General features: G+C 70.5%; 26 protein-coding genes and 2 pseudogenes. 18 read left to right on the top strand and 10 right to left on the bottom strand.

Going from position 1 to position 22,603, the window contains the following annotated elements; all coding sequences use genetic code 11:
• Window positions 1–421, top strand: a pseudogene (locus AB0J40_RS37960) (glycosyltransferase family 2 protein); the annotation flags it as partial.
• Between the two features lie 52 nt (window positions 422–473).
• Here AB0J40_RS37960 and AB0J40_RS37955 read toward each other — a convergent pair.
• The gene (locus tag AB0J40_RS37955; RefSeq protein ID WP_364463422.1) at window positions 474–719 is read right to left on the bottom strand and encodes a hypothetical protein; all 246 of its coding nucleotides are present in this window, start codon (window positions 717–719) and stop codon (window positions 474–476) included.
• A 105-nt stretch (window positions 720–824) separates the two neighbouring features.
• Between AB0J40_RS37955 and AB0J40_RS37950 the strand changes: the two genes are divergently transcribed.
• The 9 genes from AB0J40_RS37950 to AB0J40_RS37910 all read left to right on the top strand — a co-directional run bounded on the left by AB0J40_RS37950 (window position 825) and on the right by AB0J40_RS37910 (window position 8,339).
• Window positions 825–1,589: an ESX secretion-associated protein EspG gene (locus AB0J40_RS37950; RefSeq protein WP_364463419.1), complete on the top strand. Its 765-nt coding sequence runs from the start codon at window positions 825–827 to the stop codon at window positions 1,587–1,589.
• Between the two features lie 131 nt (window positions 1,590–1,720).
• Window positions 1,721–2,143, top strand: a complete 423-nt coding sequence (locus AB0J40_RS37945; protein WP_364463416.1) for a hypothetical protein — start codon at window positions 1,721–1,723, stop codon at window positions 2,141–2,143.
• A 10-nt stretch (window positions 2,144–2,153) separates the two neighbouring features.
• Window positions 2,154–2,729 carry a DUF3558 family protein gene (locus AB0J40_RS37940; protein ID WP_364463413.1) on the top strand — a complete coding sequence of 192 codons (576 nt, stop codon included), beginning with the start codon at window positions 2,154–2,156 and terminating at the stop codon, window positions 2,727–2,729.
• A gap of 10 nt (window positions 2,730–2,739) precedes the next feature.
• A complete protein-coding gene (locus tag AB0J40_RS37935) occupies window positions 2,740–4,218 on the top strand; it encodes a hypothetical protein (protein WP_364463410.1) in 1,479 nt (492 codons plus the stop codon).
• 104 nt (window positions 4,219–4,322) lie between these two features.
• Window positions 4,323–4,823: a YbaB/EbfC family nucleoid-associated protein gene (locus AB0J40_RS37930; protein ID WP_364463407.1), complete on the top strand. Its 501-nt coding sequence runs from the start codon at window positions 4,323–4,325 to the stop codon at window positions 4,821–4,823.
• 8 nt (window positions 4,824–4,831) lie between these two features.
• Window positions 4,832–5,638 carry a WXG100 family type VII secretion target gene (locus tag AB0J40_RS37925; RefSeq protein ID WP_364463404.1) on the top strand — a complete coding sequence of 269 codons (807 nt, stop codon included), beginning with the start codon at window positions 4,832–4,834 and terminating at the stop codon, window positions 5,636–5,638.
• 1 nt (window position 5,639) lies between these two features.
• On the top strand, window positions 5,640–6,980 hold the full coding sequence (locus AB0J40_RS37920; RefSeq protein WP_364463401.1) for a hypothetical protein: 1,341 nt from the start codon (window positions 5,640–5,642) through the stop codon (window positions 6,978–6,980).
• Window positions 6,964–7,374: a hypothetical protein gene (locus AB0J40_RS37915; RefSeq protein WP_364463398.1), complete on the top strand. Its 411-nt coding sequence runs from the start codon at window positions 6,964–6,966 to the stop codon at window positions 7,372–7,374. Before AB0J40_RS37920 ends, AB0J40_RS37915 begins: the two co-directional genes overlap by 17 nt.
• Window positions 7,371–8,339: a hypothetical protein gene (locus tag AB0J40_RS37910; protein ID WP_364463395.1), complete on the top strand. Its 969-nt coding sequence runs from the start codon at window positions 7,371–7,373 to the stop codon at window positions 8,337–8,339. The genes AB0J40_RS37915 and AB0J40_RS37910 overlap by 4 nt, the downstream gene beginning before the upstream one ends.
• Here AB0J40_RS37910 and AB0J40_RS37905 read toward each other — a convergent pair.
• Genes AB0J40_RS37905 through AB0J40_RS37895 form a run of 3 tightly spaced genes read right to left on the bottom strand, consistent with a single transcriptional unit; the run spans window position 8,333 to window position 11,016 of the window.
• Complete coding sequence (locus tag AB0J40_RS37905; protein WP_364463392.1) at window positions 8,333–9,241, bottom strand: glycosyltransferase family 2 protein; 909 nt, start codon at window positions 9,239–9,241, stop codon at window positions 8,333–8,335. The two genes, AB0J40_RS37910 and AB0J40_RS37905, sit on opposite strands and share 7 nt — an antisense overlap.
• Complete coding sequence (locus AB0J40_RS37900) at window positions 9,241–10,056, bottom strand: ABC transporter ATP-binding protein (RefSeq protein WP_364463389.1); 816 nt, start codon at window positions 10,054–10,056, stop codon at window positions 9,241–9,243. Before AB0J40_RS37900 ends, AB0J40_RS37905 begins: the two co-directional genes overlap by 1 nt.
• Window positions 10,057–10,062: 6 nt before the next feature.
• Entirely contained in the window at window positions 10,063–11,016 is a 954-nt protein-coding gene (locus AB0J40_RS37895) for an ABC transporter permease (protein ID WP_364463386.1), read from the bottom strand.
• Between the two features lie 144 nt (window positions 11,017–11,160).
• Here AB0J40_RS37895 and AB0J40_RS37890 point away from each other — a divergent pair, with 144 nt between their 5' ends.
• From AB0J40_RS37890 to pseI, 4 genes are read left to right on the top strand one after another with little or no spacing between them, the layout of a single operon-like run.
• Window positions 11,161–11,787: a hypothetical protein gene (locus AB0J40_RS37890; RefSeq protein ID WP_364463451.1), complete on the top strand. Its 627-nt coding sequence runs from the start codon at window positions 11,161–11,163 to the stop codon at window positions 11,785–11,787.
• Window positions 11,788–11,819: 32 nt separating this feature from the next.
• Window positions 11,820–12,254, top strand: coding sequence for a hypothetical protein (locus AB0J40_RS37885; protein WP_364463383.1), 435 nt, complete (start codon window positions 11,820–11,822; stop codon window positions 12,252–12,254).
• A gap of 1 nt (window position 12,255) precedes the next feature.
• On the top strand, window positions 12,256–12,708 hold the full coding sequence (locus AB0J40_RS37880) for a GNAT family N-acetyltransferase (RefSeq protein WP_364463380.1): 453 nt from the start codon (window positions 12,256–12,258) through the stop codon (window positions 12,706–12,708).
• Between the two features lie 26 nt (window positions 12,709–12,734).
• A complete protein-coding gene (pseI, locus tag AB0J40_RS37875) occupies window positions 12,735–13,784 on the top strand; it encodes a pseudaminic acid synthase (protein WP_364463377.1) in 1,050 nt (349 codons plus the stop codon).
• Here the strand turns inward: pseI and AB0J40_RS37870 are convergent.
• Window positions 13,781–14,911, bottom strand: coding sequence for an aminotransferase class I/II-fold pyridoxal phosphate-dependent enzyme (locus tag AB0J40_RS37870; protein ID WP_364463374.1), 1,131 nt, complete (start codon window positions 14,909–14,911; stop codon window positions 13,781–13,783). The genes pseI and AB0J40_RS37870 overlap by 4 nt on opposite strands.
• Window positions 14,904–15,887 (bottom strand): UDP-N-acetylglucosamine 4,6-dehydratase (inverting), encoded by a 984-nt coding sequence (pseB, locus tag AB0J40_RS37865; RefSeq protein WP_364463371.1) that lies wholly within the window; start codon window positions 15,885–15,887, stop codon window positions 14,904–14,906. Before pseB ends, AB0J40_RS37870 begins: the two co-directional genes overlap by 8 nt.
• Window positions 15,888–15,928: 41 nt before the next feature.
• Here pseB and AB0J40_RS37860 point away from each other — a divergent pair, with 41 nt between their 5' ends.
• The 3 genes from AB0J40_RS37860 to AB0J40_RS37850 are packed head-to-tail and all read left to right on the top strand — an operon-like array spanning window position 15,929 to window position 18,793.
• Complete coding sequence (locus AB0J40_RS37860; protein WP_364463368.1) at window positions 15,929–16,675, top strand: glycosyltransferase family protein; 747 nt, start codon at window positions 15,929–15,931, stop codon at window positions 16,673–16,675.
• The gene (locus AB0J40_RS37855; RefSeq protein WP_364463365.1) at window positions 16,672–17,631 is read left to right on the top strand and encodes a spore coat protein; all 960 of its coding nucleotides are present in this window, start codon (window positions 16,672–16,674) and stop codon (window positions 17,629–17,631) included. Before AB0J40_RS37860 ends, AB0J40_RS37855 begins: the two co-directional genes overlap by 4 nt.
• Before the next feature lie 16 nt (window positions 17,632–17,647).
• Entirely contained in the window at window positions 17,648–18,793 is a 1,146-nt protein-coding gene (locus AB0J40_RS37850) for an epoxide hydrolase family protein (RefSeq protein WP_364463362.1), read from the top strand.
• Between the two features lie 115 nt (window positions 18,794–18,908).
• Here AB0J40_RS37850 and AB0J40_RS37845 read toward each other — a convergent pair.
• The 3 genes and pseudogenes from AB0J40_RS37845 to AB0J40_RS37835 form a co-directional block, all read right to left on the bottom strand.
• Window positions 18,909–19,069: pseudogene (locus AB0J40_RS37845) on the bottom strand (IS30 family transposase); the annotation flags it as partial.
• A complete protein-coding gene (locus AB0J40_RS37840; RefSeq protein WP_364463449.1) occupies window positions 19,042–19,284 on the bottom strand; it encodes a helix-turn-helix domain-containing protein in 243 nt (80 codons plus the stop codon). The pseudogene AB0J40_RS37845 and the gene AB0J40_RS37840, both read right to left, overlap by 28 nt.
• Before the next feature lie 366 nt (window positions 19,285–19,650).
• Window positions 19,651–20,226, bottom strand: a complete 576-nt coding sequence (locus tag AB0J40_RS37835) for a bacterial proteasome activator family protein (RefSeq protein WP_364463359.1) — start codon at window positions 20,224–20,226, stop codon at window positions 19,651–19,653.
• 134 nt (window positions 20,227–20,360) lie between these two features.
• Between AB0J40_RS37835 and AB0J40_RS37830 the strand changes: the two genes are divergently transcribed.
• Complete coding sequence (locus AB0J40_RS37830) at window positions 20,361–21,560, top strand: cysteine desulfurase-like protein (protein WP_364463356.1); 1,200 nt, start codon at window positions 20,361–20,363, stop codon at window positions 21,558–21,560.
• On the opposite strand, the gene AB0J40_RS37825 is transcribed toward AB0J40_RS37830, so the two are convergent.
• The gene (locus AB0J40_RS37825; RefSeq protein ID WP_364463353.1) at window positions 21,557–22,534 is read right to left on the bottom strand and encodes an NAD(P)H-quinone oxidoreductase; all 978 of its coding nucleotides are present in this window, start codon (window positions 22,532–22,534) and stop codon (window positions 21,557–21,559) included. The two genes, AB0J40_RS37830 and AB0J40_RS37825, sit on opposite strands and share 4 nt — an antisense overlap.
• Window positions 22,535–22,603 lie beyond the last annotated feature (69 nt).

Here is a 22,603-nt window from a genome sequence, read left to right as displayed (position 1 = left end):
CATCCGCGACGCCTACCCCGAGACCAAACGCTACAAGGCCACCGACGTCCCGGGCATCGCCTCCAACGACATCGGCATCATCAACAGCGCACCGCGGCCCAGCATGCAGCGCCTGGTGCTGATCAAGCGGATCCTCGACCGCGTGCTCGGCCGCAGCCGCTTCGGCCTCGGCGCGGTGCCGATCGACGAGGCGAACTGGTGGCACATCGCGCTGTTCGACACGGCGGTCGTGACGGACGCGAACCAGGAAGGCGTCCGCGTCCGCTCGTACGACAAGGTCAAGATGTTCGACCTGGCCAAGCGCGGCGCGAAGGTGGTCCAGCGGCTGCGCAAGGAAGGCGCGGCGGTGCAGGAGCAGTACAAGCGCGCCATGCCGGAGCTGACCTCGCGCGAGAACTGGAAGCGCCTGTACAAGCTCTGAGCTTCCGGCCGAAGGCCGCCTCACGTTCGTCGTGAGGCGGCCTTCGCCGTGTCTAGCCGTGCATGCCGAAGACGGTGCTCTTGCGGGTGAGGTCGTCGACGTACGCGGCGGCGACGTGGGCGAAGTTGATCGCGACCGCCGAATGGTCCTTGGTGGTCACCGTCTCGACCGCGCCGGCCTTCACCAGCTGGGTGAGCCGGCCCGCCAGCTTGGCGGATTCCTCGGTCGTCAGTGCGAACAGCAGCGGCTCCCCGCCGGTGGCGAGGTGCAGCACGAGTGCGGGTTTCGGATCGGCCATGCGTCCATCGGACCAGCGGCGATCTCGCCCGGGCAAGCGGGTTCGCCGAGAGCGGATGGACTACCGTTTCGGCAAGTCCGGATGAACCGCGGGGGGATGGAAGCGATGCCGCACTCGTTCTCGCTGTCACTGGCAGCGGTGGACATCCTGCTGGAGCAGCTCGGCCTCGGTCGCGCGCCGACGCCGTTCGAGGTCCCGCACGTCGGCACGACGGTCGAGCAGCGCGCGATGATCCGCGACGCCGTCGTCCGCGACCTGAACGGGCGCGGGCTGTGGAGCCGCGGCCGCCTCGACGCGGACGCGGAGCTGGCGCTGGCGACGTTCGTCCGCGGCAGCGTGGCGATCAACGCGGCGGCCGAGCTGGGCGACCGCCACCTGTTCGCCCGCGTCGCGTCCGACGGCCAGTTCGCGGTGCTGGCCAAGCAGGAGGAGAACCTGATCGTCTTCGAGGAGGTCCGCCCGACGGGCATCGTCCCGGCGATCGTCGACCTGCTGCCCCTGACCCCGGCGGCGCCCGGCCAGTCGGTCACCATTTCGCGGCCGGCGGAGCAGCCCCGCCACCAGCGCCGCGACGACGCGTACGACCCGTTCGCGGGGGTGAGCGGCCCCCGCTCCAGCGGTGGCGGCGGCGGTCCCCAGCTCCGCATGATCGAGCGGGTGTTCCAGGAGCCGAAGAAGCGCGTGGGCCAGTTCACGGCCCAGACGCGCGGCGGGACGTTCCCGCCGTTGGCCTGGTTCGACACGGAGTCGGGCCGCTGGCTGATGTCGTCGAGGGCGGCCGCGGACGGCCAGCGCTGGATCACGTACGCCCCAGCCGACAACGCGCGGCTGGCCCAGCAGCTGTACGCCCAGCTCGAGGGCCAGTTCTGACGGTCCGGGAACCGGCGGTGGGCGTTCGACGTCCAACGGTGAAGATCGGTGAACAGCCGTTGCGCAGGGTGCCCGGCTAGTAGACTTCCGGGTGCACACGCACGGGCGAAGCGATACGGGGTGGAACAGCGATGTTGATGGCCGATGGCGGTGGCGGCGGCTCGTTCGCGGACGTCATGAACCTCGGCGCCATCCAGGGCGTCACGGCGGAGACGCAGAAGCTGGTGGACGCGGCCAAGGGCGGCGGCTTCAAGATCACCCCGGAGGGCGTCAAGCCGATCCGGGACGCCCTGACCGACCTGGTCAACGACCTCGCGGACCTCCAGTACAAGAGCTTCGTGCTCGACCAGGAGCCGCAGCTCGGCAACCACCCGTACGGGCACACCGTCGCCAAGCACGACCAGAAGAGCGCGTCCCAGGCCGAGGGTTCGGCCACCCGTGTCCTCCAGCAGCTCGCGCAAGTCGCGAAGCAGGCTGATGAAGCGCTCGCCAGGGCCGCGGGCCTGTACAAGGAAACCGAGAACCAAGCTTTCACTTCGCTCCAGACCAAGTAGGCCCTGAGGTATGTCGAAACTTCTCGTTCGCGTTGTTCTTCCGCTGGTCGCCGGTGGTGCGTTGCTGGCCGGGTGCACCACCACCCAAGAAGGAACGGCGTCGCCCGCTCAGTCGCCTTCGGCGAGTGAGCCGAGCTCACCGGAAAGTTCCTCCTCGGGTGGCGGCGGGACCCAGTCGATCACCGACGCCTGCTCGCTCCTCGAGATGAGCGACCTGAGCAGCTACGGGAAGTTCCACGACCCGGTGAAGCAGACGATCGGCGGCGCGCGGTCGTGCAGCTACCGGCAGGAGATCGCCTCGGCGAGTGACGATTCCAAGGTGATCGGCGTCGGCATTCGCGATACCGCGTCGGTCGCGCAGGTGAACGACAACGGTGGCGGCGTGGTCGACAAGGACATCAACGGCAGGAAGGCGAAGGAGGCGCCCGGCGACGCGACCTTGCCCGCCTGCACGCTCGCCATTCCGGTGGGCGACGCGTCGCGGGTGGACGTGTCGCTGACCGGTGCCGATTCCGCGGAAGAAGCCTGCCAAATCGCCGAAGCGGTCGCGAAGGCCGCTGTCGAACCGCGGCTGCCGAAGGGATAGGGGAACCCAGATGACGACGCGACAGGGTCCGCCGCCGAAGACCGCGGACAAGACGCCGCAAGAAGTCCAGGACATGGCGCCCGCGGAGCGCGACGCCTACCTGCAGCAGAAGGCGGAAGAGGGCGTCGACCCGGGCAGCTGGTTGTTCGGTCCGGTGCAGCAATGGATCGCGCAGGCCAAGGCGAAGAACCAGTCCCAGGAGATGGGCGACAAGAACGTCGCGGACGCCACCAAGGGCCGGGATGTCGAGTACGTCCAGGGCCTGAACGCGCCGAACGCGGACTACAAGGGCACTGACCACACGCAGCTGCAGGCGTTCCTGCAAAGCAATCTCGACGTCGATCAGGTTTCCGAGGTTTCGACCGCGTACCACGAGGTGCACAAGGTCTTCGAGAAGTTCGCGACGTCGATGAACACCGCGGTCAACGCCTCCAAGGGAACCTGGGAAGGCGCCGCGGCGCAAAACGCCCAGCAGTACTTCACGACGCTTGGCAAGTGGTCCGACGCCAACTCGCAGAACGCGAAGCTCGCCTCGGAGACCATCTACGACCAGGGCCAGGCCGCGGCGACGGCCAAGAACTCCATGCCGGCCCCGATCCCGTTCAGCTGGAGCGACGAGTTCAAGTCCTGGGCGACGTCGAACCCCTTCAGCCTGCCCGACAACGTCGACAAGTCCCTGCAGAAGCAGAAGGACAGCCAAGCGGCGCACGACCAGGCCGCGAGCGTCATGGCGACCTACGACAAGAACCTCTACGAAGCCGCGTCGAAGCAGCCGGCCTTCGCGCCGCCGCCCAGTTTCAGCACCGGTGGGGGCTCCGGTGATCCCAACGGCACCGGGGACAAGAACGGCATCGACAATCCGGGCAGCGTGAACATGCCGGGGTCCAACTCGGTGAACACGCCGAGCGGCAGCAACAACTTCGCCACCGGCAACATCCCCGGCAACCTCGGCGGGCCGGCCGGCCACCTCTCCGGTCCCGGCTCGACGACCGGTGCCGGGCTTCTCCCGGCCGGCACCACCACGCCGTCGAGCTTCACACCGGGGACGATTCCCGGCGGGTCGACGTCGAACCCCAACCAGTCGTTCGGTGGCATGCCGCCGATGAGCCCGATGCCCATGGGCGGGATGAACTTCGGCGGGGACGAGGCCTACAACTCCAAGGTCGGCGGGGGCGCCGGCCGGGGCGGTGGGTTCGGTCCCGGTGGCTCGGGCGCCGGCAACGCCACCGGCGCGGGTGCCGCGTCGGGGGCGGCGCGGCCGGGTGGCATCGGTGCCGCCGAAGCCGCCGCCGGGCGCGGGATGGGCGGGCTCGGCTCGGGCAGCGCCTCCGGACGCGGCGGGATGGGCGCGGGCGGCATGGGCCGCGGCCAGAAGGGCGAGGGCGACGAGGACACGGAGCACTCGCGGCCGACCTACCTCGTCGAGGGCGACCCCGACGAGGTCTTCGGCACGGACCTGCGCACCGCGCCGCCGGTCATCGGCGAATAACGGACATAACGGAAACGGCCCCGGTGAACCGGGGCCGTTTTCCCTTTGTGCTGGTCGTGGAACCAGTAGCCTTCGCCTCGCGTCGGACACCGCGGAGGCGAGCGATGACACCTGAGGAATGGCTGGCGGGCTTCGAAACGAAGATCGCGGACGTCCAGGCTAAGGCCGAACAGTTCCGCGTCGGGCTGGAGGCCGCCGGGACGACCGTCGCCTCGCCGGACGGCACCATCCGCGTCGGCGTCGCCCCGAACGGTTCGCTCACCGACCTGCAGCTCACCGACTCCGCGCTGGCCGGCAAGTCCGGCGCCAAGCTCGCGGAAGAGATCCTCAAGCTCGCGCGCAAGGCCCAGCGTGGCGCGGCCGTCAACGTCGCCGCCGCGTTCGCGCCGCTGGGCGGCGACTCCGAGGCGATGCACATGGTCACCGGGTACGTGCCGCCGGAGGAGCCCGAAGAGCCGCCCGCGCCGGAGCCGGTCCGGGAACGCCGGCTCTGGCAGCACGACGAGCCGGAAACCCCGCCGCCACCGCCGGTCCGGCGCCCGCCGCGGCCGCCGCGTGACGACGATGACGACTTCGGGGACAACACGTTCATGCGCCGGGACTGAGGGGGACCATGACCACCGCGACTTCGGGTGCCGGCATCGTCGACACCTACGCCGGGCTCGTCGATTCGATCAAGTCGGATTCGGAATCGGAGGGCGAACACGTCCTCGGGGTCGCGGTGAGCGCGGCCGGCGCGGTCGTCGACACCGTCGGCGCCGCGATCGACCCGCTCGGCGCGATCCTCAACGCCGGCGTCGGCTGGCTGCTCGAGCACGTCAGCTTCCTGCGCGAGCCGCTCGACGCGCTGCTCGGCAACCCCGACGAGATCAACGCGAACGTCGACCAGCTCAAGTCCGCCGCGGCCGAGATGCACACCCTCGCCCAGGAGCACCGCGACGACCTCCGCAGCGTCGCCGAGTGGACCGGCCAGGCCGCCGACGCCTACCGCGACAGCCTCACGAAGATGGCCGAGGAGCTGGAGTCGCTCGGCAAGACGCTGGACGGCACCGCGGCCGTCGCGGGCATCTCCGGGATGCTCGTCTGCACGTTGCGCGGCATCGTCTTCGGGCTGATTTCGTCGGTGATCGCCGAGCTGATCCGCGACGCGCTGATCGCGGCGGCCTCGGCGGTGGTGACGTTCGGCGGGTCGATCGCGGCGTTCTGCGGGGTCGCGTCGGCTCGCGCCGCGGCGACGGCGTCGAAGATCGCCGGCAAGATCAGCAAGCTCCTGGAAGGCTTCGCACGGCAGGGCGGCCGGCTGGCCAAGCTGATGGAGGCGATGGAGAAGCTGACCAAGGGCCTCGACCGGTTCTCCACGGTCGGCGGCCTCGCGATGGGTGCGTACCAGGCCGCGAAGCCGTACGAGACGGAGGCGTGAGATGGCGACTCACCACACGAGTACGCCGCACCACACGAGCACGCCCCACCACGTCGACACGTCGCCGACGCACCACGAGACGTCGAACCCGCACCTCACCGAACCGCGCCCGGCCCACGAGTCACACGCGCCGGCGACCGGCCACGGCGGCGGGTACGGCGTCCACACGGACTCGCTGAGCACGATGGAGGGCCACCTCGGCCGCACGAAGGACAAGGTCCACGCGGTCGGCCGGACGGTGGCGGGCGCGAACTTCGGCGCGAAGTCGATGGGCGTCATCGGCTCGGGCATGACCGGCACGCTCAACGGAACGGTGAGCGCGGCCAAGGAGCACGTCGCCCGAGCGGGCAAGGCGGTCGAGGACGCGGGAGCGCGCACGAAGGCGGTCCGCGAGCACTACCAGACGACGGAGGCGAACAGCGCGGCCGCGATCGCGGCGGCGGGCAAGCCGGTCGACGCCCCGCCGGTGAAGGCGGCCGGAAGCGGCGGCAACCCACCACCACCGGGCTCGAACCCGCCACCGACGCACCCACCGGACGGCGGCGGCGGAATGCGCAACAACCAGGGCCACCACGCGAGCGACGACGAGCTGCGCGGCCAGTACACGCGCGAGTCGATGCAGACGCGCCCGACGTCCACGGACAACCAGATCCGCGACGCGGCGAGCAGGCTGGGCTACGACCCGGACCAGCACCTGGCGATGACCCTCAAGCCGACGGCGGACCTGACCCCGGCCCAGCGCGCGGAGATCGTGGCGGTCCGCAACGAGCTGAGGGCCAACCCGGGCGAGATCATGACGAAGGTGGTCAAGCCGGAAATGGGTGAAGCGACGCTGCAGAACAAGACCAGCTACGTGGAGCTGAGCAGCGGCGACACCAAGAAGTTCGATCCGGGGCAGGTCGGCGGGTCGGTCGCCCGCGGGAGCGACACCGCCCAGTACGGAACCCCGGCCGAATTCCGCGACAAGCTCGCGCTGGACGACCAGGGCGCCGGGTGGACACCGATCGAAGACGGTGCGCCGCACGCCTATCAGCTCAGGTACCCCGGCGACACGAACTCGATGGAGACCAGCTTCGGCGGCACGGACGCCAGGACCGCGCACGAGATGCAGGTGCTGTCCGGCCAGTCGGCGCCACGTCCGTGGGACCCGCCGTTCCTCGGAACGGGTTACACCGGCGGCGGGGTGCCGGAGTGGATCCAGACGCGAGCCGACTACGGTGGCCGGGCCGAGATGTACCTCGTCCACGCGGACGGGACGGAGTCCTTGGCCGGGGTGTACCTCCCGGACCGGGGTTGGTTCGACGTACGTGGCCGAGGAGGCTCCAGTGCCGCAACACCGTAGGATTTCCCCCCTCGACTACGCGGTGTTCGAGGGCGAGGTCTACTCCGCTGCCACCCGGGTGCCGGCCGACGTGCAGCTCTACCGGGACGGAACACCCTGGCGGCTGGTCCCGATCGCCGATCTCGACGAGCGGTACACCGTTCGCACCTACGGCACCTTTCTCGGACACGAGTTCGAGATCTACAGCGAAGAAGGCGACACGTACTTCATCGGAGTGGTCGGGCGGGGCGATGGGCACTGGCTCGCCGAAACCTGGGCCAAGCCGGAGGAGCACCCCGAGGTGAACTTCCAGCGGACGGACCAGTTCACCTTCGAGGCCACAGTCCCGAAGGACATGGTCACCAACCTGCGTGAAGAGCGCACCGACCACCTCGATGCCGGAGGAAGCCGATGAGTCCTGACGCTCCCGCCGGTCTCCTCGGCAACACGGTCGTCCAGCTGCCGGTCAAACCCGGACTCGTCGGCCTCTACCTGGGCAACGTGCTCGTCCCCGGTCGCTTCGAACCGCACCGGGTCCAAGGGTTCGCCGGCCGCCTCGAGGACGTCGCCGAGCTCGACACCGCCGCCATGGTCCGGAACTACGGCCTCGGCAAGATCCCCGGCTGGGGCCCGCTCGACGAGCTCTACCTCCTCCGCTTCACCGCCGGCCACACCTTCCCGTTCCGCACCTCCTACGGCTCGACCGACCGGGAAATCGCGCAGGAGCTGGGAACCGCCCGCGTCTACCCGCCGCCGTACCTCGGGACGGGGTACTTCCCCGGGGTCGACCACCCGCTGCCCGAATACGTCCTGCGGTTGGTCGAACTCCCCGTCGGCGCCGAACTCCTCGTGCGCCGCGCCGACAACACCGAAGAACGGCTCGCGCAGTACCACAGCCGGAAAGTCGGCTGGATCCCCGACCGAAAGGACGTTTTCGGCGAGGCCGCGTTCTTCCCGCCGCCCGTGCCGCTGCCGCCGCTCGTGCGGCGTGGCTACACCGCCCGGTACCGCGGTGGTGACTTCGACGCCGAGTTCGCCGGTCCCGCGCGGGTCGTCCTGCACCCGCTGCCCGGCGCCGCCGCGCCCACCGACTTCGGGGAGACCTACGGCTTCCGGATGAAGGCCGTCGACCAGGTCGAGCTGGACGAGCTCACCTTCGTGCGGACACTGTGCCGGTGGCGCGGTGGCACCTTCGAGCTCCTCGGCCGGACGCGCGACTCCGCCGACCTGCACCTGGCCGACGAGGACTACCTCACCGCGCGCGACCTGGGACTGTCGGAAGTGGACTACCGCGTGTGGCGCAAGACCGTGCCCGCCAACGAACTCACCGACGTCCGGACCGAAGCCGTGCCGGTGCCGCTCGAAGGGCAGTTTCAGTAGCGGTAGAACTTCTCCGCGCGGCCCTGGCGCACCAGCTTCAGCCACTGCAGGAACGCCTTCGGGTCGCGCTTCACGCCCACGAAGTACAGCCCGAACCGGACGATCTCCAGCGCGCCGATCTTGCGCATCCCGGGCTGGGACAACAGGTACCCGCGGTTGCGGTACGTGTAGTACCGCTTGACCTCGTTCTCCGGGTCCTGCGCGTGGAACTTGCCGCCCAGCATCGGCTTGAACTCGTCCGAGCCGTCCGGGTGCAGGTACTTCGTCTTCAGCGACGTGCCGAACGGCAGCCCCGACCGCACCAGCCGCCGGTGCAGCTCGACCTCGTCGCCGCGGAAGAACAGGCGCAGGTCCGGCACGCCCACGACGTCCAAAGTGGACGCCCGGAAGAGCGCGCCGTTCATCAGCGACGCGATGCCGGGCAGGAAGTCCACGCCCAGCTCGGACTGCGACCGCTTCCACGTCAGGCCGCGGCGCAGCGGGAACGCCAGCTTCTCCGGGGCGTCGATGTTGGACACCACCGGCGAAATCTCCGCCAGGCCCCGCTTTTCCGCTTCCTCCAGCAGGATCGCCAGCACGTTCTCGTCGGCCGGGCGGCCGTCGTCGTCGGCCAGCCAGACCCAGTCCGCGCCCAGCGACAGCGCGTGCAGCATGCCCAGCGCGAACCCGCCCGCCCCGCCGAGGTTGCGGTGCGACGGCAGGTACGTGTGCGGCAGCGGGTAGTTGTCGACGACTTCGCGGGCCGAGTCGTCCGGTCCGTTGTCCACCACCACCAGGTGGTCGACCGGCCGGGTCTGGGCCGCGATGATCTTCAGCGAGTCCGCGAGCAGCTCGCGCCGGTGCCGCGTGACGACCACGCCGACGACCGCGCCGTCGGGCAGCTGCCGGGTCTCGCTGGTCATCATTCCCCGCCGTTCGTCGTCGCCACCGGTTCGATGCCCAGGCGCTGCAGCGTTTCCTTGCTCATGTCCTGGAACGGGTCGCGGCCCTTGTAGCCGGTGAGGACGTCCCGCAGCGAGCCCTGCTGCTTGATGTGGCCTTCGTCCATCCAGAGCGCCGAGTCGCAGAGCTCGAACAGGAACTCGTCGGCGTGGCTGGCGAACACCAGGATGCCCGAGCGCTTGACCAGGTCCTTGAGGCGGTCGCGCGCCTTGTTGAGGAACGCCGCGTCGACCGCGCCGATGCCCTCGTCGAGGATCAGGATCTCGGGGTCGATCGAGGTGACGACCCCGAGCGCGAGCCGCACGCGCATACCCGTCGAGTACGTGCGCAGCGGCATCTGCAGGTAGTCGCCGAGCTCGGTGAACTCCGCGATGTCGTCGACCCGCTTCTCCATCTCCTTGGCGGTCATGCCGAGGAAGAGGCCGCGGATGATGATGTTCTCCTCGCCGGAGATCTCCGGGTCCATGCCGATGCCGAGGTCGAAGACCGGCGCGATCTTGCCCTGGATCCGCGCGGAACCGCGGGTCGGCTCGTAGATGCCGGCGAGCAGCCGCAGCAGCGTGGACTTGCCCGCGCCGTTGTGCCCGACGAGCCCGACCCGGTCGCCTTCGCGGAGGTTGAGGGTCACGTCGTGCAGGGCTTCGATGATCGGCACCTTGGTGTCGGTGCCGATCTTGCCGCCGACCTTGCCGAGGACCCGCTTCTTCATCGACCGGGTCTTCGCGTCGAAGATCGGGAAGTCGACGAAGGCGTTCTGGACGTCAATGCTGACCATGTTGTGTCACACCCAGTAGGAGACGCGGGCACGGTAGTTGCGCATCGCGACGAGCGCGAGCGCCCAGCCGACGATGGTGATGGAGCCGACCACGATCCAGTTGCCGAGCGTGAACGACTGCCCGATCAGCGGCGCGCGGACCACCTGCATGAAGTGGTACAGCGGGTTCAGCTGGATGATCGGCAGCACCCACGAGATGCCCGCGCGGGTCCCGCCGGAGAGCAGCTGGTCGACCGGCCACACGATCGGCGTGCCGTAGAACAGCAGCTGGATCAGCGAGTTGATGACCTGCGGGATGTCGCGGAACCGGGTCGAGATGATGCCCAGCAGCAGCGTCACCCAGCCGGCGTTGAGCGCCAGCAGGAAGAAGCCGGGGATGGCCAGCAGGATGTTCCAGCTGAGGCCGGGGTGGCAGAACAGGTCCTTCGCGCAGAGGCCGTGCGGGTCGCCCAGCGAGTACGGGTTGTCCAGCGCGGTGAAGAAGATCGCGAGGATGGCGACGTACACGATCATGTTGTGCGCCAGCAGCAGCGACTGCCGCCACACCGTGCGCAGCATGTACACGCTCAGCGGCGCCGGGAGCTGCTTGATCAGCCCCTCGTTGGAGATGAACGTCTCCATGCCCTCGGCGAGGCAGCCGCTGATGAAGCCCCACAGGATGAAGCCCGTGGACAGGTAGGGCAGGAACACCTGGATCGGGGAGTTGAACAGCTGCGAGTACAGCAGCCCGAGCCCGAGCGCGATGACGGCCTGGCTGATGGTGATCCAGAAGGGCCCGATCACCGAGCGGCGGTAGCGCTGCTTGATGTCCTGCCAGCCGAGGTGACCCCACAGCTCGCGGGCGCGGAAACCGGCCTTGATGTCGGCGAAGGCGCGCGCGAACGTCTTGCTGTCCGACGTCGGCGGCGCCGACGCGGCAACGGGGGAGTTCGCGGCCTGAACCGTGCTGGTGGCATGCACGTGGACGAGGGTACCGATGTGGTGCGCGGCGTCCGGGCCACCCCGCCCGTGTGGTAGACGTTAGGCACCGCTACGCGGCGAGGTGTGTCCTGCGTGCTGGTACTTTCTCGGCTTATGACTGCTGCTCTCGGCGCGGCGAGCTTGATGGTCAACCTGCTCGCGGCGTACGCCGACCGGCCCGACCCGCGCTCGGTGGCCGTCGTCGGAAACCAGCCGCTCCCGCCCGACCCCCAGCGGGCGAAGGCGATCGACGCGTGCGACCTGGTGATCCGCGTCAACGGCTTCGTCGTCGACAAACCGGGCGAGGAGATCGTCGGCTCGCGGACGCACGTCGTGGTGTTCAACCGGGCGATCCGGGCTACCCCGTACGTCTTCCAGGACTACCGCAAGCGCCTCTACCTGCTGGTCGAGCCCGGCCGGATGCACTGGGAGCCGGAGGACGTGCCGGGCTGGTGGCCCGCCGACCTCGGCGCCGTCCCGGTGCCGAACCGCGAGGTCGTGCTGCCGCTGTCGGACGCACTGGGCCTGCCGACCCGCGACGAGCCGACGTGGTCGACCACCGGCACGCTGGCCGCCTGGATCGCCCGGACGTCGTTCCCGACCGCGCAGCTCGTGCTGACCGGGTTCTCCTTCATCGACAACCCGGACCAGACCTCCTGGGAGCACGCCGCCGGCGACTCCTGCATCGTCGGCCCGGAGCACCAGATCGCCGCCGAGGGGCGGCTGCTGGATTCCTGGACCAAGACCGGCGACACCACCCTCCTGCGCTAGACGCGCGTCCCCACCCACGCAAAGGACCACCCATGGCAGTGCAGAAGCTCGGCAGAGGCCTGATCGACCGGATCGCCAAGCTCATCGACTTCCGCGTCGACGACCGCACCCGCGGGCTCGCCGACCGCGTCAACAACCTCGAGCACGCCACCGCCGACCACCGCCGCCGGCTGGACAACGCCGAGCACAGCCTCGAGCAGGCCCGCGGCGACCTCCGCTGGACGCGCGCCGAGCTCGACCGGCTGATCCCGCACGTGGCCGCGCAGGAAGGCCGCCTGGAGACGCTGCGCGAGTCGATGTCGCTGGTGCCGAAGGCCGATTCGGCGGAGATCGCCGAGGCGCGCACGCTGATCGAGGAGATCCAGCGCCAGCACGCGCAGATCCGCGTCCGGCTCGCGGGCATCTCCCGCTACGAAGACCGGCTGCGCCGCATCGAGGACCGGGTCCAAGAGCCCGTCAGCCAGTAGCTTGCGCGCCAGGGAAGCCACCGAGGCCGACGCCGAGCTGCTGCTGGGCTGGCGCAACGACCCGAAGACCCGGCAGTCGTCGCGGTCGACGGCGGTGGTCGCCCTGGACGAGCACCTCGCGTGGCTGCGCGGGGTGCTCGCGGACCCCGGCCGGCTGCTGCTCGTGGTGGACCACGACGACGCGCCGGCCGGCACCGTCCGGTTCGACCGGCGCGACGGTGACGGCTGGGAGGTCAGCATCACCCTCGCGCCGGAGCAGCGCGGCCGTGGCTTGTCCGGCGCGGTGCTCGCCGAAGGGGAGCGGGTGGCCCGGGAGCGCCTCGGCGTCCGGGTCGTGCTGGCCGCCGTGCACCAGGAAAACACCGCGTCGGCGAAGCTCTTCGAACGCGCCGGCTACGTCGAAGCCGCGCCTGCCGTGAGCGGCTTCCGGCAGCTGCGCAAGACTCTGAGCTGACCCGCAGTCCACCCCGGGGAGGCACCATGCACGACATCCGGATCGGCGCGCACTCGATCGGTCCCGGTCACGCGCCGTTCGTGATCGCCGAGATGTCCGGCAACCACAACGGCGACCTCGATCGTGCGCTGGCGATCGTCGACGCCATCGCGGAGACCGGGGCGCAGGCGGTCAAGCTGCAGACCTACCGCCCCGACACGATCACCATCGACGTGGACACCCCGGCGTTCCGGATCGGTGCTTCGCACGAGCTGTGGGGCGGGGAAAACCTGTACAAACTGTACGAAAAGGCGCACACGCCCTGGGAGTGGCACGCGCCCCTCTTCGAGCGCGCCCGGTCGCACGGCCTGGAGATCTTCTCCAGCCCGTTCGACCCGACCGCGGTCGAGCTGCTGGAGTCTCTCGACGCGCCGGCGTACAAGATCGCGTCGTCGGAGATCGTCGACCTGCCGCTGGTCGAGCTGTGCGCTCGCACGGGCAAGCCGCTGGTCATCTCCACCGGCATGGCGAACGTCGCGGAGATCGACGCCGCGGTCCGCACCGCGCGGGAAGCGGGCAACGACCAGCTGATCGTGCTCGGCTGCACCGCGAGCTACCCGGCGTCGCCGTCCGAGAGCAACCTGCGCGGCCTGCCGCTGCTGGCGGGCCTGACGCAGTCGCTGGTGGGCCTGTCCGACCACACGCCGGGCATCGGGGCGCCGGTCGCGGCCGTCGCGCTGGGCGCGGTGGCGATCGAGAAGCACGTCACGCTCGCTCGCGCCGACGGCGGCGTCGACTCGGAGTTCTCGCTGGAGCCGGCCGAGCTGGCCGCGCTGGTCACCGAGACGCGCCGCGCGTGGGAGGCGCTCGGGCAGCCCGTGCTGGGCCCGCGCGAGAGCGAGAAGGAGGGCCTGCGGCTGCGCCGGTCCCTCTACGTCGTCGAGGATGTCCGCGCCGGCGACGAGGTCACCGCGGCCAACGTCCGGTCGATCCGGCCCGCCGGCGGCCTGGCCCCGGCCGAGATCACCAAGGTCGTGGGGCGCACCTTCCGCGTCGACGCCGCGAAGGGCACGCCCCTGACCTGGGACCTGATCTAGAAGAACGCGCGCACGGCGTCGACAACGCGATCGACGTCGGCGTCGGTCAGCGACGGGAACAGCGGCAGCGACAGCTCCTGCTCGTAGTACGCCTCGGCGTTCGGGCAGAGGCCGCGCCGGTAGCCGAGGTCCTCGAACACCGGGTGCCAGTAGGCCGGGATGTAGTTGACCTGGACCCCGATGCCGGCGCCACGCAGGTGCTCGAACAGCGCCTTGCGCCGGCCTTCGAGGACGCGCAGCGGGTAGAGGTGCCACACGGGATCGGCGCCCGGGCGGCTCGGCGGCGTCGCGACGCCGTCGACGTCGGCCAGCGCCGCGTTGTAGCGGGCGTGGATCTCGGCGCGGCGCTTCTTGAATTCCGCGAGCCTGCTCAGCTGGCTGGACCCGAGCGCGCAGAGGACGTCCGGCAGGCGGTAGTTCAGGCCGAACTCGTGCACCTCCTGGTGCCAGCCGCCTTCGTCCGGGTAGCGCTGCTCGGCGCGGTCGCGGACCAGGCCGTGGTTGCGGAACTTCCGCGCCCGGCCGAGCAGGTTCGCGTCCGGCGTGACGACGGCGCCGCCTTCGGCCGTCGTGAGGTTCTTGGTCGGGAAGAACGAGAACGTCGTCAGGTCGGCGATCGAGCCGACCGGACGGCCCTGCCAGGAGCCGCCGACGGAGTGCGCCGCGTCCTCGAGCAGCAGCGCGCCGGCGTCGTGGGCGGTCTTGGCGAGCGCGTCCAGTTCGGCCGGATGGCCCGCGTAGTCGACGGCCGCGACGACCTTCGTGCGGTCGGTCACCGCGGCCTTCGCCGCTTCGACGTCCAGGTTGCCGGTGTCGGCCTCGACGTCGGCGAAGACCACCTTCGCGCCGTGCAGGGCGGCGGTCGCGGCGGTGGCGACGAACGTCATCGGCGAGGCGACGACCTCGTCACCGGCCTTGAGGCCGGCGGCCGCGTAGGCGACGTGCAGCGCCGCCGTGCCCGAGGTGACGGCCACGGCGGGGGTTCCGCCGGTGTGCGCCGCGAGGTCGTTCTCGAACTGCTGGACCGCGGGGCCGGTGGTCAGCCAGTCGCCGCGGAGGACGTCGACGACGGCCTGGATGTCCTCTTCGCTGATCGACTGGCGGCCGTAGGGGAGGAAGTCAGGCATGCTGCTCGACCAGTTCGCGCAGCTCCTCGCCGTTCAGCCAGAGGTCGTTGGTGTCCGAGCGGTAGGCGAAGCCCTCCGGCATCGGCGTGCCGTCGGCCGGCGGCTGGAAGCCCCAGCCGGCCAGGTGCGGCTGGACGACGTAGCGGTCCTTGAGCTGGACCGTCCGGCGCGCGTCGTCCGGGGCGATCATCTCCTCGTGCAGCTTCTCGCCGGGGCGGATGCCGACCTCGTGCATCTCGCTGCCCGGCGCGATCGCCTGGGCCAGGTCGACCAGCCGCATGCTGGGGATCCGTGGCACGTACAGCTCGCCGCCGTGCATCTGGTCGAAGGAGTCGACGACGAACCGCACGGCCTGGGGCAGCGTGATCCAGAACCGGGTCATGTCCTTGTGCGTGATCGGCAGCGACTCGCCCTGCTCGGCCAGCTTGCGGAAGAACGGGATGACGCTGCCGCGCGAGCCCATCACGTTGCCGTAGCGGACCACGGAGAAGCGCGTCACGTGCGCGGCCGCGTAGTGGTTGCCGCTGATGAACATCCGGTCGGCGCACAGCTTGGTGGCGCCGTAGAGGTTGATCGGGCTGGACGCCTTGTCCGTCGAGAGCGCGACGACCTTCTTGACGCCCATGTCGATCGACGCCTCGATGACGTTCTGGGAGCCCATGACGTTGGTCTGGACGAACTCGAACGGGTTGTACTCGCCGGTGTCGACCTGCTTGAGCGCGGCGGCGTGCACGACGTAGTCGACGCCGTGCATGGCGCGCTCGAGCCGGCGCCGGTCGCGGATGTCGCCGATGAACCAGCGCAGGCGCGGGTCGTCGCCGAACAGCTGGCGCGTCTCGTACTGCTTCAGCTCGTCGCGGGAGAGCACGACCAGCCGGCTCGGGTTCAGCTCGGCGAGCGCGTGCGCGATGAACGCCTTGCCGAAGGAACCGGTCCCGCCGGTGAGCAGGATGCTGGAGCCATCCAGCTCGGACATCGTTGACCTCCGCGTTTCGGTGACTGTGGCCGTCGGCCATCATGTCACCCATGCGTGGAGCGCCCGTGGTCAACGCCGTCATCCAGGCCCGGTCGTCGTCGACCAGGCTGCCCGGCAAGGTGCTGCGCCCGCTCGGCGGCCGCAGCGTGCTGGGCTGGGTGGTCCGGGCCGCGGCGGCCGCGCCCGGCGTCGACCAGGTGGTGGTCGCGACCTCTTCGGACGCTTCGGACGACGACGTCGCTTCGGAAGCCGCTCGCTGCGGGGCCGCGGTGGTCCGGGGGCCTTTGGACGACGTCCTGGAGCGGTTCGCGGTGGCGTTGCGCGAGCACCCCGCCGATGCCGTGATCAGGCTCACCGCCGACTGCCCGCTGCTGGACCCGGCGCTGATCGGCCAGCTCGCGGCGCTGTGGCGGGCCCAGCCGTCGCTGGACTACGTGAGCACGACGCTCGTCCGGACGCTGCCGCGCGGCTTCGACGCCGAGCTGGTGCGCGCTTCCGTGCTCCGCGAGCAGGTGGCCGGCGCTACCGGAGCGGACCGCGAGCACGTCACCTCGGGCATCTACTCGCAGCCGTTGCGCTATTCGTGCGCCGGAGTCGTGGTGAGCCCGGCGGCCGACGACCTGCGCGTGACGCTCGATACGGCCGAGGACTGGGAGCTGCTGTCCGCGATCGTGACCGAGCTGGGTGACCGGGTCGGCGACTGGCGGGCGGTGGTCGCGCTGCTGCGGGCGCGGCCGGACCTGGTGGCGCTGAACGCGCACGTCGAGCAGAAGAAGGTCGGCCGGTGAGGTTGCTGCTCCGGGCGGACGCCTCGGGGTCGATCGGCGTCGGTCACCTCTCGCGGATCGTCGCCTACGCCGAGCGGGCGGTGGCGCGCGGCTGGACGGTCGCTTTCGCGGGCAGTGTCGAGAACGCAGAGTGGCTCGCTGCCCGCCTCGACGAGCTGGGTGTCGCGCGCGTGCCGTTCGCCGCGGCCGGATTCGACGCCGTGGTCGTCGACCACTACGGCCTGGGTGACCTGCGCGAAGAGGTCAACGCGGTCGGCGCGCTCTTGGTCTCGATCGAGGATGACGTCTTCGGCCGCCGTCCCGCCGACATCGTCGTGGACTCGGGCTTCGCGCCCGCGCCCCGGCCTGACGACGGCTCGGACGTCTTGTTGCGCGGAATCGAGTATGCGCCGCTGCGGGACGTCGTACTGGAGACGCGCCGCGCACCGACGGGTCCGCCACCCCACGTCACGGTCGTCCTGGGCGGCGGGGCGCAGTGGTCTTCGACGATCGAGTTGCTGCTTCGCGCGCTTCGCGACACGGAACTGCCCTTCGTGGCCAACGCGCTGGTGCGCGGGGAGCCCGCACTGCCTTCGCTGCTCTCGGGGCAGTCGATCCGGATCGCCCCGCCCAGCCCGGCGCTGCCGGAGTTGTTCGCGACGGCCGACGTCGCCGTGAGCGCGGCCGGGATGACCTTCGTGGAGCTGTGCCGCCTCGGCGTTCCGACGGCCGTGGTCCAGCTGGTGGACAACCAGGAGCCGGGCTACCGGGCGGCGCTCGACCTCGGCTTGGCGGCGGGGCTGGGCCACGCGGAGACCCTGGCGGATCGCCTGTCTTCGGTGACGGCGACGCTGCGTTCGCTGCTGTCCGACGCCGCGCTGCGCGAGTCGCTGTCGAAGAAGGCGTCGTCCACAGTGGACGGTCGTGGGGTCGACCGGGTACTGGATCGCATCGAGGACCGGATCTGTCCGCGATAGGTCCTACCGTCGAGGTATGACGATCTCGCCGTTCCGCATCGACGTTCCCCAGACCGATCTCGACGACCTCCGCACGCGGCTCGCGAACACGCGCTGGCCCGACCAGCCCGCCGACGCCGGCTGGCGGCTCGGGGCGCCCGTCGACTACGTGCGTGAGCTGGCCGAGTACTGGCGCACCGGCTTCGACTGGCGGGCGCAGGAGGAGCGGATCAACGGCTTCCCGCAGTTCACGACGTCGATCGACGGGACGACCGTGCACTTCCTGCACGTCGTCTCGCCGGAGCCGGACGCCACGCCGGTGCTGCTGACCCACGGCTGGCCGGGCTCGATCGTCGAGTTCCTGGACGTCATCGGGCCGCTGACGGACCCGCGCGCGTACGGCGGCGACCCCGCTTCCGCGTTGACGGTGGTCGTGCCGTCCATCCCGGGCTACGGCTTCTCGGGGCCGACCCCGACGCCGGACTGGGGACCGGACCGGATCGCGCGCGCGTTCGCCACGCTGATGACGATGCTGGGCTACGAGCGCTTCGGCGCCCACGGCGGCGACTGGGGCGCGATCATCTCGCGTGAGCTGGCGGTCCAGTTTCCCGCGCGGCTGCTCGGGATCCACGTGACGATGCTGGCGTCGGCGGTGCCGCGGTCGCCGGCGGACCTGGAGGGCCTGACCGGCGACGAACTGGCCGCCGGCCGCCGGTCCCTGGAGAAGGGCCAGGCGTTCTCGGCATCGGGCACGGGGTACGCGATGATCCAGGCGACCAAGCCGCAAACGCTTGCGTACGGCCTGCACGACTCCCCGGCGGGGCAGCTGGCGTGGATCGCGGAGAAGTTCCGTTCGTTCTCGAACACCTCGGTGGACCTGATCGACCGCGACGACCTGCTGGCGAACGTATCGATCTACTGGTTCACGCAGACGGCGAACTCATCGGCGCGGCTGTACGCGGCGTTGACGGGCGGCTGGGGAGCACCGCCGGCGTCGAACCCGGTCCCGACGGGGGTGGCGGTCTTCCCGGACGACATCGGCCTGCCGATCCGGACGCTGGGGGAGAGGACGGACAAGATCGTGCGCTGGACGGAGTTCCCGAAGGGCGGGCACTTCCCGGCGCTGGAGGAACCGGACGCGCTCATCGGCGACATCCGGGAGTTCTTCAGCTCACTGCGCTGAGGGGCCACGAACTGGGAAAGCGGCCCCCGCTCGGCGGTTTCCAGCGGTCACCGCTGCTGGTGGTGGGTGGTGTTGAGTAGCTGTGTCATGCGTTCGGCGGCGTGGACGGCGAGGTCTTGGGGAAGTGCAGGCGCAGCAGGCCGTTGGTGCCGCGTTGCCGGGGGCGTGTGGGTCGCAGAAGTGGACCGGCATGTTCGTGGCCGCGGTGAACTGGCCGGGCAGGCGCATCTCGCTGCCCTGGTCCCAGGTCAGCGGCCGGCGCGGCTGCTCGGGCAACGTCTGGATCTTGGCGACCGGGGCGTTGCGGACCGCGGTCGGGGTGTAGCCCTCGGGCATGTCCCGTCGGGTTGCTGGTTGCGGTGCAGCTCCCGGCTGACAGTGGAGACCGGCCGGCCCGGCTCGGCCGCGATCATCCGCAGCGAAATCCCGGGTTCGCGGGCCCGGTCAGCGATCCGGATCCGTTCGTGCAGGCTCAGAAACCGCGACGACACCACCGGCGCCGCTTCGGCCTCCGCTGCTGCTGCGGCGCGTCGGGCGGTGGCTCTCCACCGTTTCGGGGGGCGGTAGTTGATCCCTCCCCCGGTCGGCTTCCCGGCTGCCAAAGCAGGTCGCCCGCTCCTCGATCAACGGCCTGCCACGCCGCTCAGCGCGCCGACCCGGCTCGGTCTCGATCCAGCCTGGACCTGCGCAACTCCTGAAGACTCAGGTGTTGCAACCACCGCTGGAAAGCGGCCCCCGCCCTTCCCTGGGGGGGCGTCCCCTGGTCCAGTCTACCGGCGCCCAAGGACAAAACCCGCCGCAAAGCGAGTTGTCCACAGAGGTTGTCCACAGGCCCCCCGGTCTGTGGACAACCTCCGTCAGAGGTACTGGCCCGTCCCCGAAATCCCCGGCCCGTGGCCGCCGTCGTGTCCATGCCCAGCCGCGGACGGCCCCGCCGGCAACCCCCGCCGCATCTGCTCGAGCTGGACCCGGGCCGCCATCTGCTGGGCGAACAGCGCCGTCTGGATTCCGCTGAACAGCCCCTCCAGCCAGCCCACCAGCTGCGCCTGGGCGATCCGCAGTTCCGCGTCCGACGGCGTCGAGTCGTCCGTGAACGGGCGGACCAGCCGCTCCAGCTCGTCCTGGAGCTCCGGCGCCAGGGACGCCGCCAGCTCCTTCACCGACGTCTGGTGGATTTCGCGCACCCGGTTGCGGGACGCGTCGTCCAGCGGGGCCGCGCGGACCTCCTCCAGCAGCTGCTTGATCATCGTGCCGATGCGCATCACCTTCGCCGGCTCTTCGACGAGGTCGCCGACCGACTCCTGCTCCCCGTCGGAGGCGGGCAGCTTCGCCGCGCCCACCGGGGTGCCGTCCGGGCCCACGACCACCACGTGGGGTGAAGATTCCTGGCCAGCGTCACCGGCTGTGAAGTTCGGCTCGGTCATGTGCTCCATCCTGGCTTGCGTCCGCCACGCTCCGCGACACCCGAGGGGTGTCCGTCTCCGAGCGTAGCGGCTGAACGGGTTCCCGGTGGCTCTCCACCCAACCCCGGACGCACGGCGAAACCGCACGTCCGTACGGTGTCCCCATGGCGTTCGACGTCGCTCGTATCCGTGGGCTCTTTCCCGCGCTGGGTGACGGCTGGATTCACTTCGACGGCGCCGCCGGAATGCTGGTCCCGGAACAGGTCGCTTCGGCCGTTTCCACGGCGATGCGCGCCCCGGTGTCCGGGCCGGGCGGAGCGTTTCCGGCCTCACAGCGCGCGGAAAGCATCGTGACCGCGGCCCGCCGGGCCGTGGCCGACCTGGTCGGGGCCGACCCGGCCGCCGTCGTGCTCGGGCCCAGCGCGCCGGTGATGCTGCGCCGGCTCTGCGACGCGCTCGCCGAGCGCTGGACCATCGGCGACGAAGTCGTCGTGTCGAGGCTCGACGAACAGGCCAACCTCGCGCCGTGGCAGCGGGCCGCGAAGCGCGTCGGCGCCGTCGTGCGCTGGGGTGAGATCGACATTGAAACGTGCGAACTGCCCGCGTGGCAGTACGAGCAGCTCGTGTCGGCGCGCACCAAGGCCGTCGCCGTCACGCTCGCGTCCGGGTCCGTCGGCACCCGGCCGGACGTGCCGACCATCATCGAGTTCGCCAAGCGCGTCGGCGCGCTCGTCGTCGTCGACGCCACCTACGCCGCGCCGTTCCTGCCGCTGGACATCAACGCGCTCGGCGCCGACGTCATGGTCGTGTCCGCGCAGGCCTGGGGCGGCCCGTCGGTGGGCGCGCTCGTCTTCCGCGACCCCGAGCTGATCGAGCGGATCCCGTCGGTCTCGCTCGACCCGATGGCGCGCGGCGCCGCCCGCCTCGAGCTGGGCCCGCACGCCTACCCGCTGCTGGCCGGCCTGATCGCGTCGATCGACTACCTCGCGGGCCTCGACGACGCCGCCACCGGGTCACGCCGCGAGCGGCTGGTCACCTCGCTCGGCTCGGCGAAGTCGTACCACGCCGGCCTGCTCGCGCAGCTGTCGACGGAACTGCTGTCGCTGCGGCACATCATGGTCATCGGCAACGCGATGCGCCGCATCCCCGCGCTCGCCTTCGCCGTCGCCGGCAAGAAGGCGCCCGAAGTCGCCGAATACCTCGCTTCGCAGGGGTTGTGCGCCTTCGCCGACGACGGGACGGCGGGCGTTTTCGCGTCGCTGGGCGTCGGAGAAGTGGGCGGCGCCGTGCGGATCGGGCTCGCCCACTACTCCAACGTCTTCGAGATCAACCAGCTCGTGCGGGTGCTCGAAGAACTGCGCTAGGACTTCGCCGCCAGCAGGACCTTGCCGAACACGCTGCCCTCTTCGAGGACGCGGTGCGCGGTCGCGGCTTCGGCCATCGGCACGACCTGGCCGACGATCGGCTTCACCAGGCCGTCGGCGACCAGCGGCCACAGCCGGTCGCGGACGTCGGCGACGATCGCGGCCTTCTGCTCCAGCGGCCGGAAGCGCAGGCCCGCCGCGAACACCGACGCCCGCTTGCCGAGCAGCGCGCCGACGTTCAGCTCCCCCTTCACCCCGCCCTGCATGCCGATGATCACCAGGCGGCCGTCCTGGGCCAGCGCGTCGACGTTGCGGCCGAGGTAGGACGCGCCCATGTTGTCGAGGATGACGTTCGCGCCGCCCGTCTCCTTCTTGATGACCTCGACGAAGTCCTGGTCCTTGTAGTTGATCGTGATGTCGGCGCCGAGCTGGCGGCAGCTCTCGAGGCGGTCGGCCGAACCCGCGGTGACGGCGACGGTCGCGCCCAGCGCCTTGCCGACCTGGATGGCGTGCGTGCCGATGCCGCCGGCGCCGCCGTGGACCAGCAGCACCTCGCCTTCGGTGAGCTTCGCGTGCATCACGACGTTCGCCCACACCGTGCAGGCCACCTCGGGCAGCGCGGCCGCCGTGATCAGGTCGATCTCGCCCGGTACCGGCAGCAGCTGCCCGGCCGGGACGGCGGCCTTCTCCGCGTAGCCGCCGCCCGCGAGCAGCGCGCACACCTCGTCGCCGATGTTCCAGCCTTCGACACCTTCGCCGAGTTCCGCGATCGTCCCGGAGCATTCGAGGCCGAGCGTTTCGCTCGCCCCGGGCGGCGGCGGGTAGTGGCCTTGGCGCTGCAGGAGGTCGGCCCGGTTCACCGCGCTCGCCGCGACGTCCACCAGCACTTCGCCGGGGCCGGGACGCGGATCCGCGACCTCCGCCCACTCGAGAACTTCCGGGTCACCTGGTTCACGGATGGTGATCGCGTACATGTGTCGACTGTATCCCGGGGGCCGAAGTTCCCGCCGAATGACGCATTGACGTACTTCTCATTCGGAACA

It is taken from the genome of Amycolatopsis sp. NPDC049691, from assembly GCF_040675005.1.
Lineage (GTDB): Bacteria > Actinomycetota > Actinomycetes > Mycobacteriales > Pseudonocardiaceae > Amycolatopsis.
This window is presented reverse-complemented; position numbering and strand designations above follow the sequence as displayed.

Coding starts and splice junctions, on each gene's coding strand:
- AB0J40_RS37905 (WP_364463392.1), bottom strand. CDS start 9,241: ATGACCAGCGAGACCCGGCAGCTGCCCGACGGCGCGGTCGTCGGCGTG.
- pseB (WP_364463371.1), bottom strand. CDS start 15,887: ATGTCCGAGCTGGATGGCTCCAGCATCCTGCTCACCGGCGGGACCGGT.
- AB0J40_RS37930 (WP_364463407.1), top strand. CDS start 4,323: ATGACACCTGAGGAATGGCTGGCGGGCTTCGAAACGAAGATCGCGGAC.
- AB0J40_RS37835 (WP_364463359.1), bottom strand. CDS start 20,226: ATGGAGCACATGACCGAGCCGAACTTCACAGCCGGTGACGCTGGCCAG.
- AB0J40_RS37920 (WP_364463401.1), top strand. CDS start 5,640: ATGGCGACTCACCACACGAGTACGCCGCACCACACGAGCACGCCCCAC.
- AB0J40_RS37940 (WP_364463413.1), top strand. CDS start 2,154: ATGTCGAAACTTCTCGTTCGCGTTGTTCTTCCGCTGGTCGCCGGTGGT.
- AB0J40_RS37870 (WP_364463374.1), bottom strand. CDS start 14,911: ATGCCTGACTTCCTCCCCTACGGCCGCCAGTCGATCAGCGAAGAGGAC.
- AB0J40_RS37890 (WP_364463451.1), top strand. CDS start 11,161: ATGGTCAACCTGCTCGCGGCGTACGCCGACCGGCCCGACCCGCGCTCG.
- AB0J40_RS37825 (WP_364463353.1), bottom strand. CDS start 22,534: ATGTACGCGATCACCATCCGTGAACCAGGTGACCCGGAAGTTCTCGAG.
- AB0J40_RS37955 (WP_364463422.1), bottom strand. CDS start 719: ATGGCCGATCCGAAACCCGCACTCGTGCTGCACCTCGCCACCGGCGGG.
- pseI (WP_364463377.1), top strand. CDS start 12,735: ATGCACGACATCCGGATCGGCGCGCACTCGATCGGTCCCGGTCACGCG.
- AB0J40_RS37945 (WP_364463416.1), top strand. CDS start 1,721: ATGTTGATGGCCGATGGCGGTGGCGGCGGCTCGTTCGCGGACGTCATG.
- AB0J40_RS37860 (WP_364463368.1), top strand. CDS start 15,929: ATGTCACCCATGCGTGGAGCGCCCGTGGTCAACGCCGTCATCCAGGCC.
- AB0J40_RS37935 (WP_364463410.1), top strand. CDS start 2,740: ATGACGACGCGACAGGGTCCGCCGCCGAAGACCGCGGACAAGACGCCG.
- AB0J40_RS37830 (WP_364463356.1), top strand. CDS start 20,361: ATGGCGTTCGACGTCGCTCGTATCCGTGGGCTCTTTCCCGCGCTGGGT.
- AB0J40_RS37925 (WP_364463404.1), top strand. CDS start 4,832: ATGACCACCGCGACTTCGGGTGCCGGCATCGTCGACACCTACGCCGGG.
- AB0J40_RS37910 (WP_364463395.1), top strand. CDS start 7,371: ATGAGTCCTGACGCTCCCGCCGGTCTCCTCGGCAACACGGTCGTCCAG.
- AB0J40_RS37885 (WP_364463383.1), top strand. CDS start 11,820: ATGGCAGTGCAGAAGCTCGGCAGAGGCCTGATCGACCGGATCGCCAAG.
- AB0J40_RS37950 (WP_364463419.1), top strand. CDS start 825: ATGCCGCACTCGTTCTCGCTGTCACTGGCAGCGGTGGACATCCTGCTG.
- AB0J40_RS37900 (WP_364463389.1), bottom strand. CDS start 10,056: ATGGTCAGCATTGACGTCCAGAACGCCTTCGTCGACTTCCCGATCTTC.
- AB0J40_RS37850 (WP_364463362.1), top strand. CDS start 17,648: ATGACGATCTCGCCGTTCCGCATCGACGTTCCCCAGACCGATCTCGAC.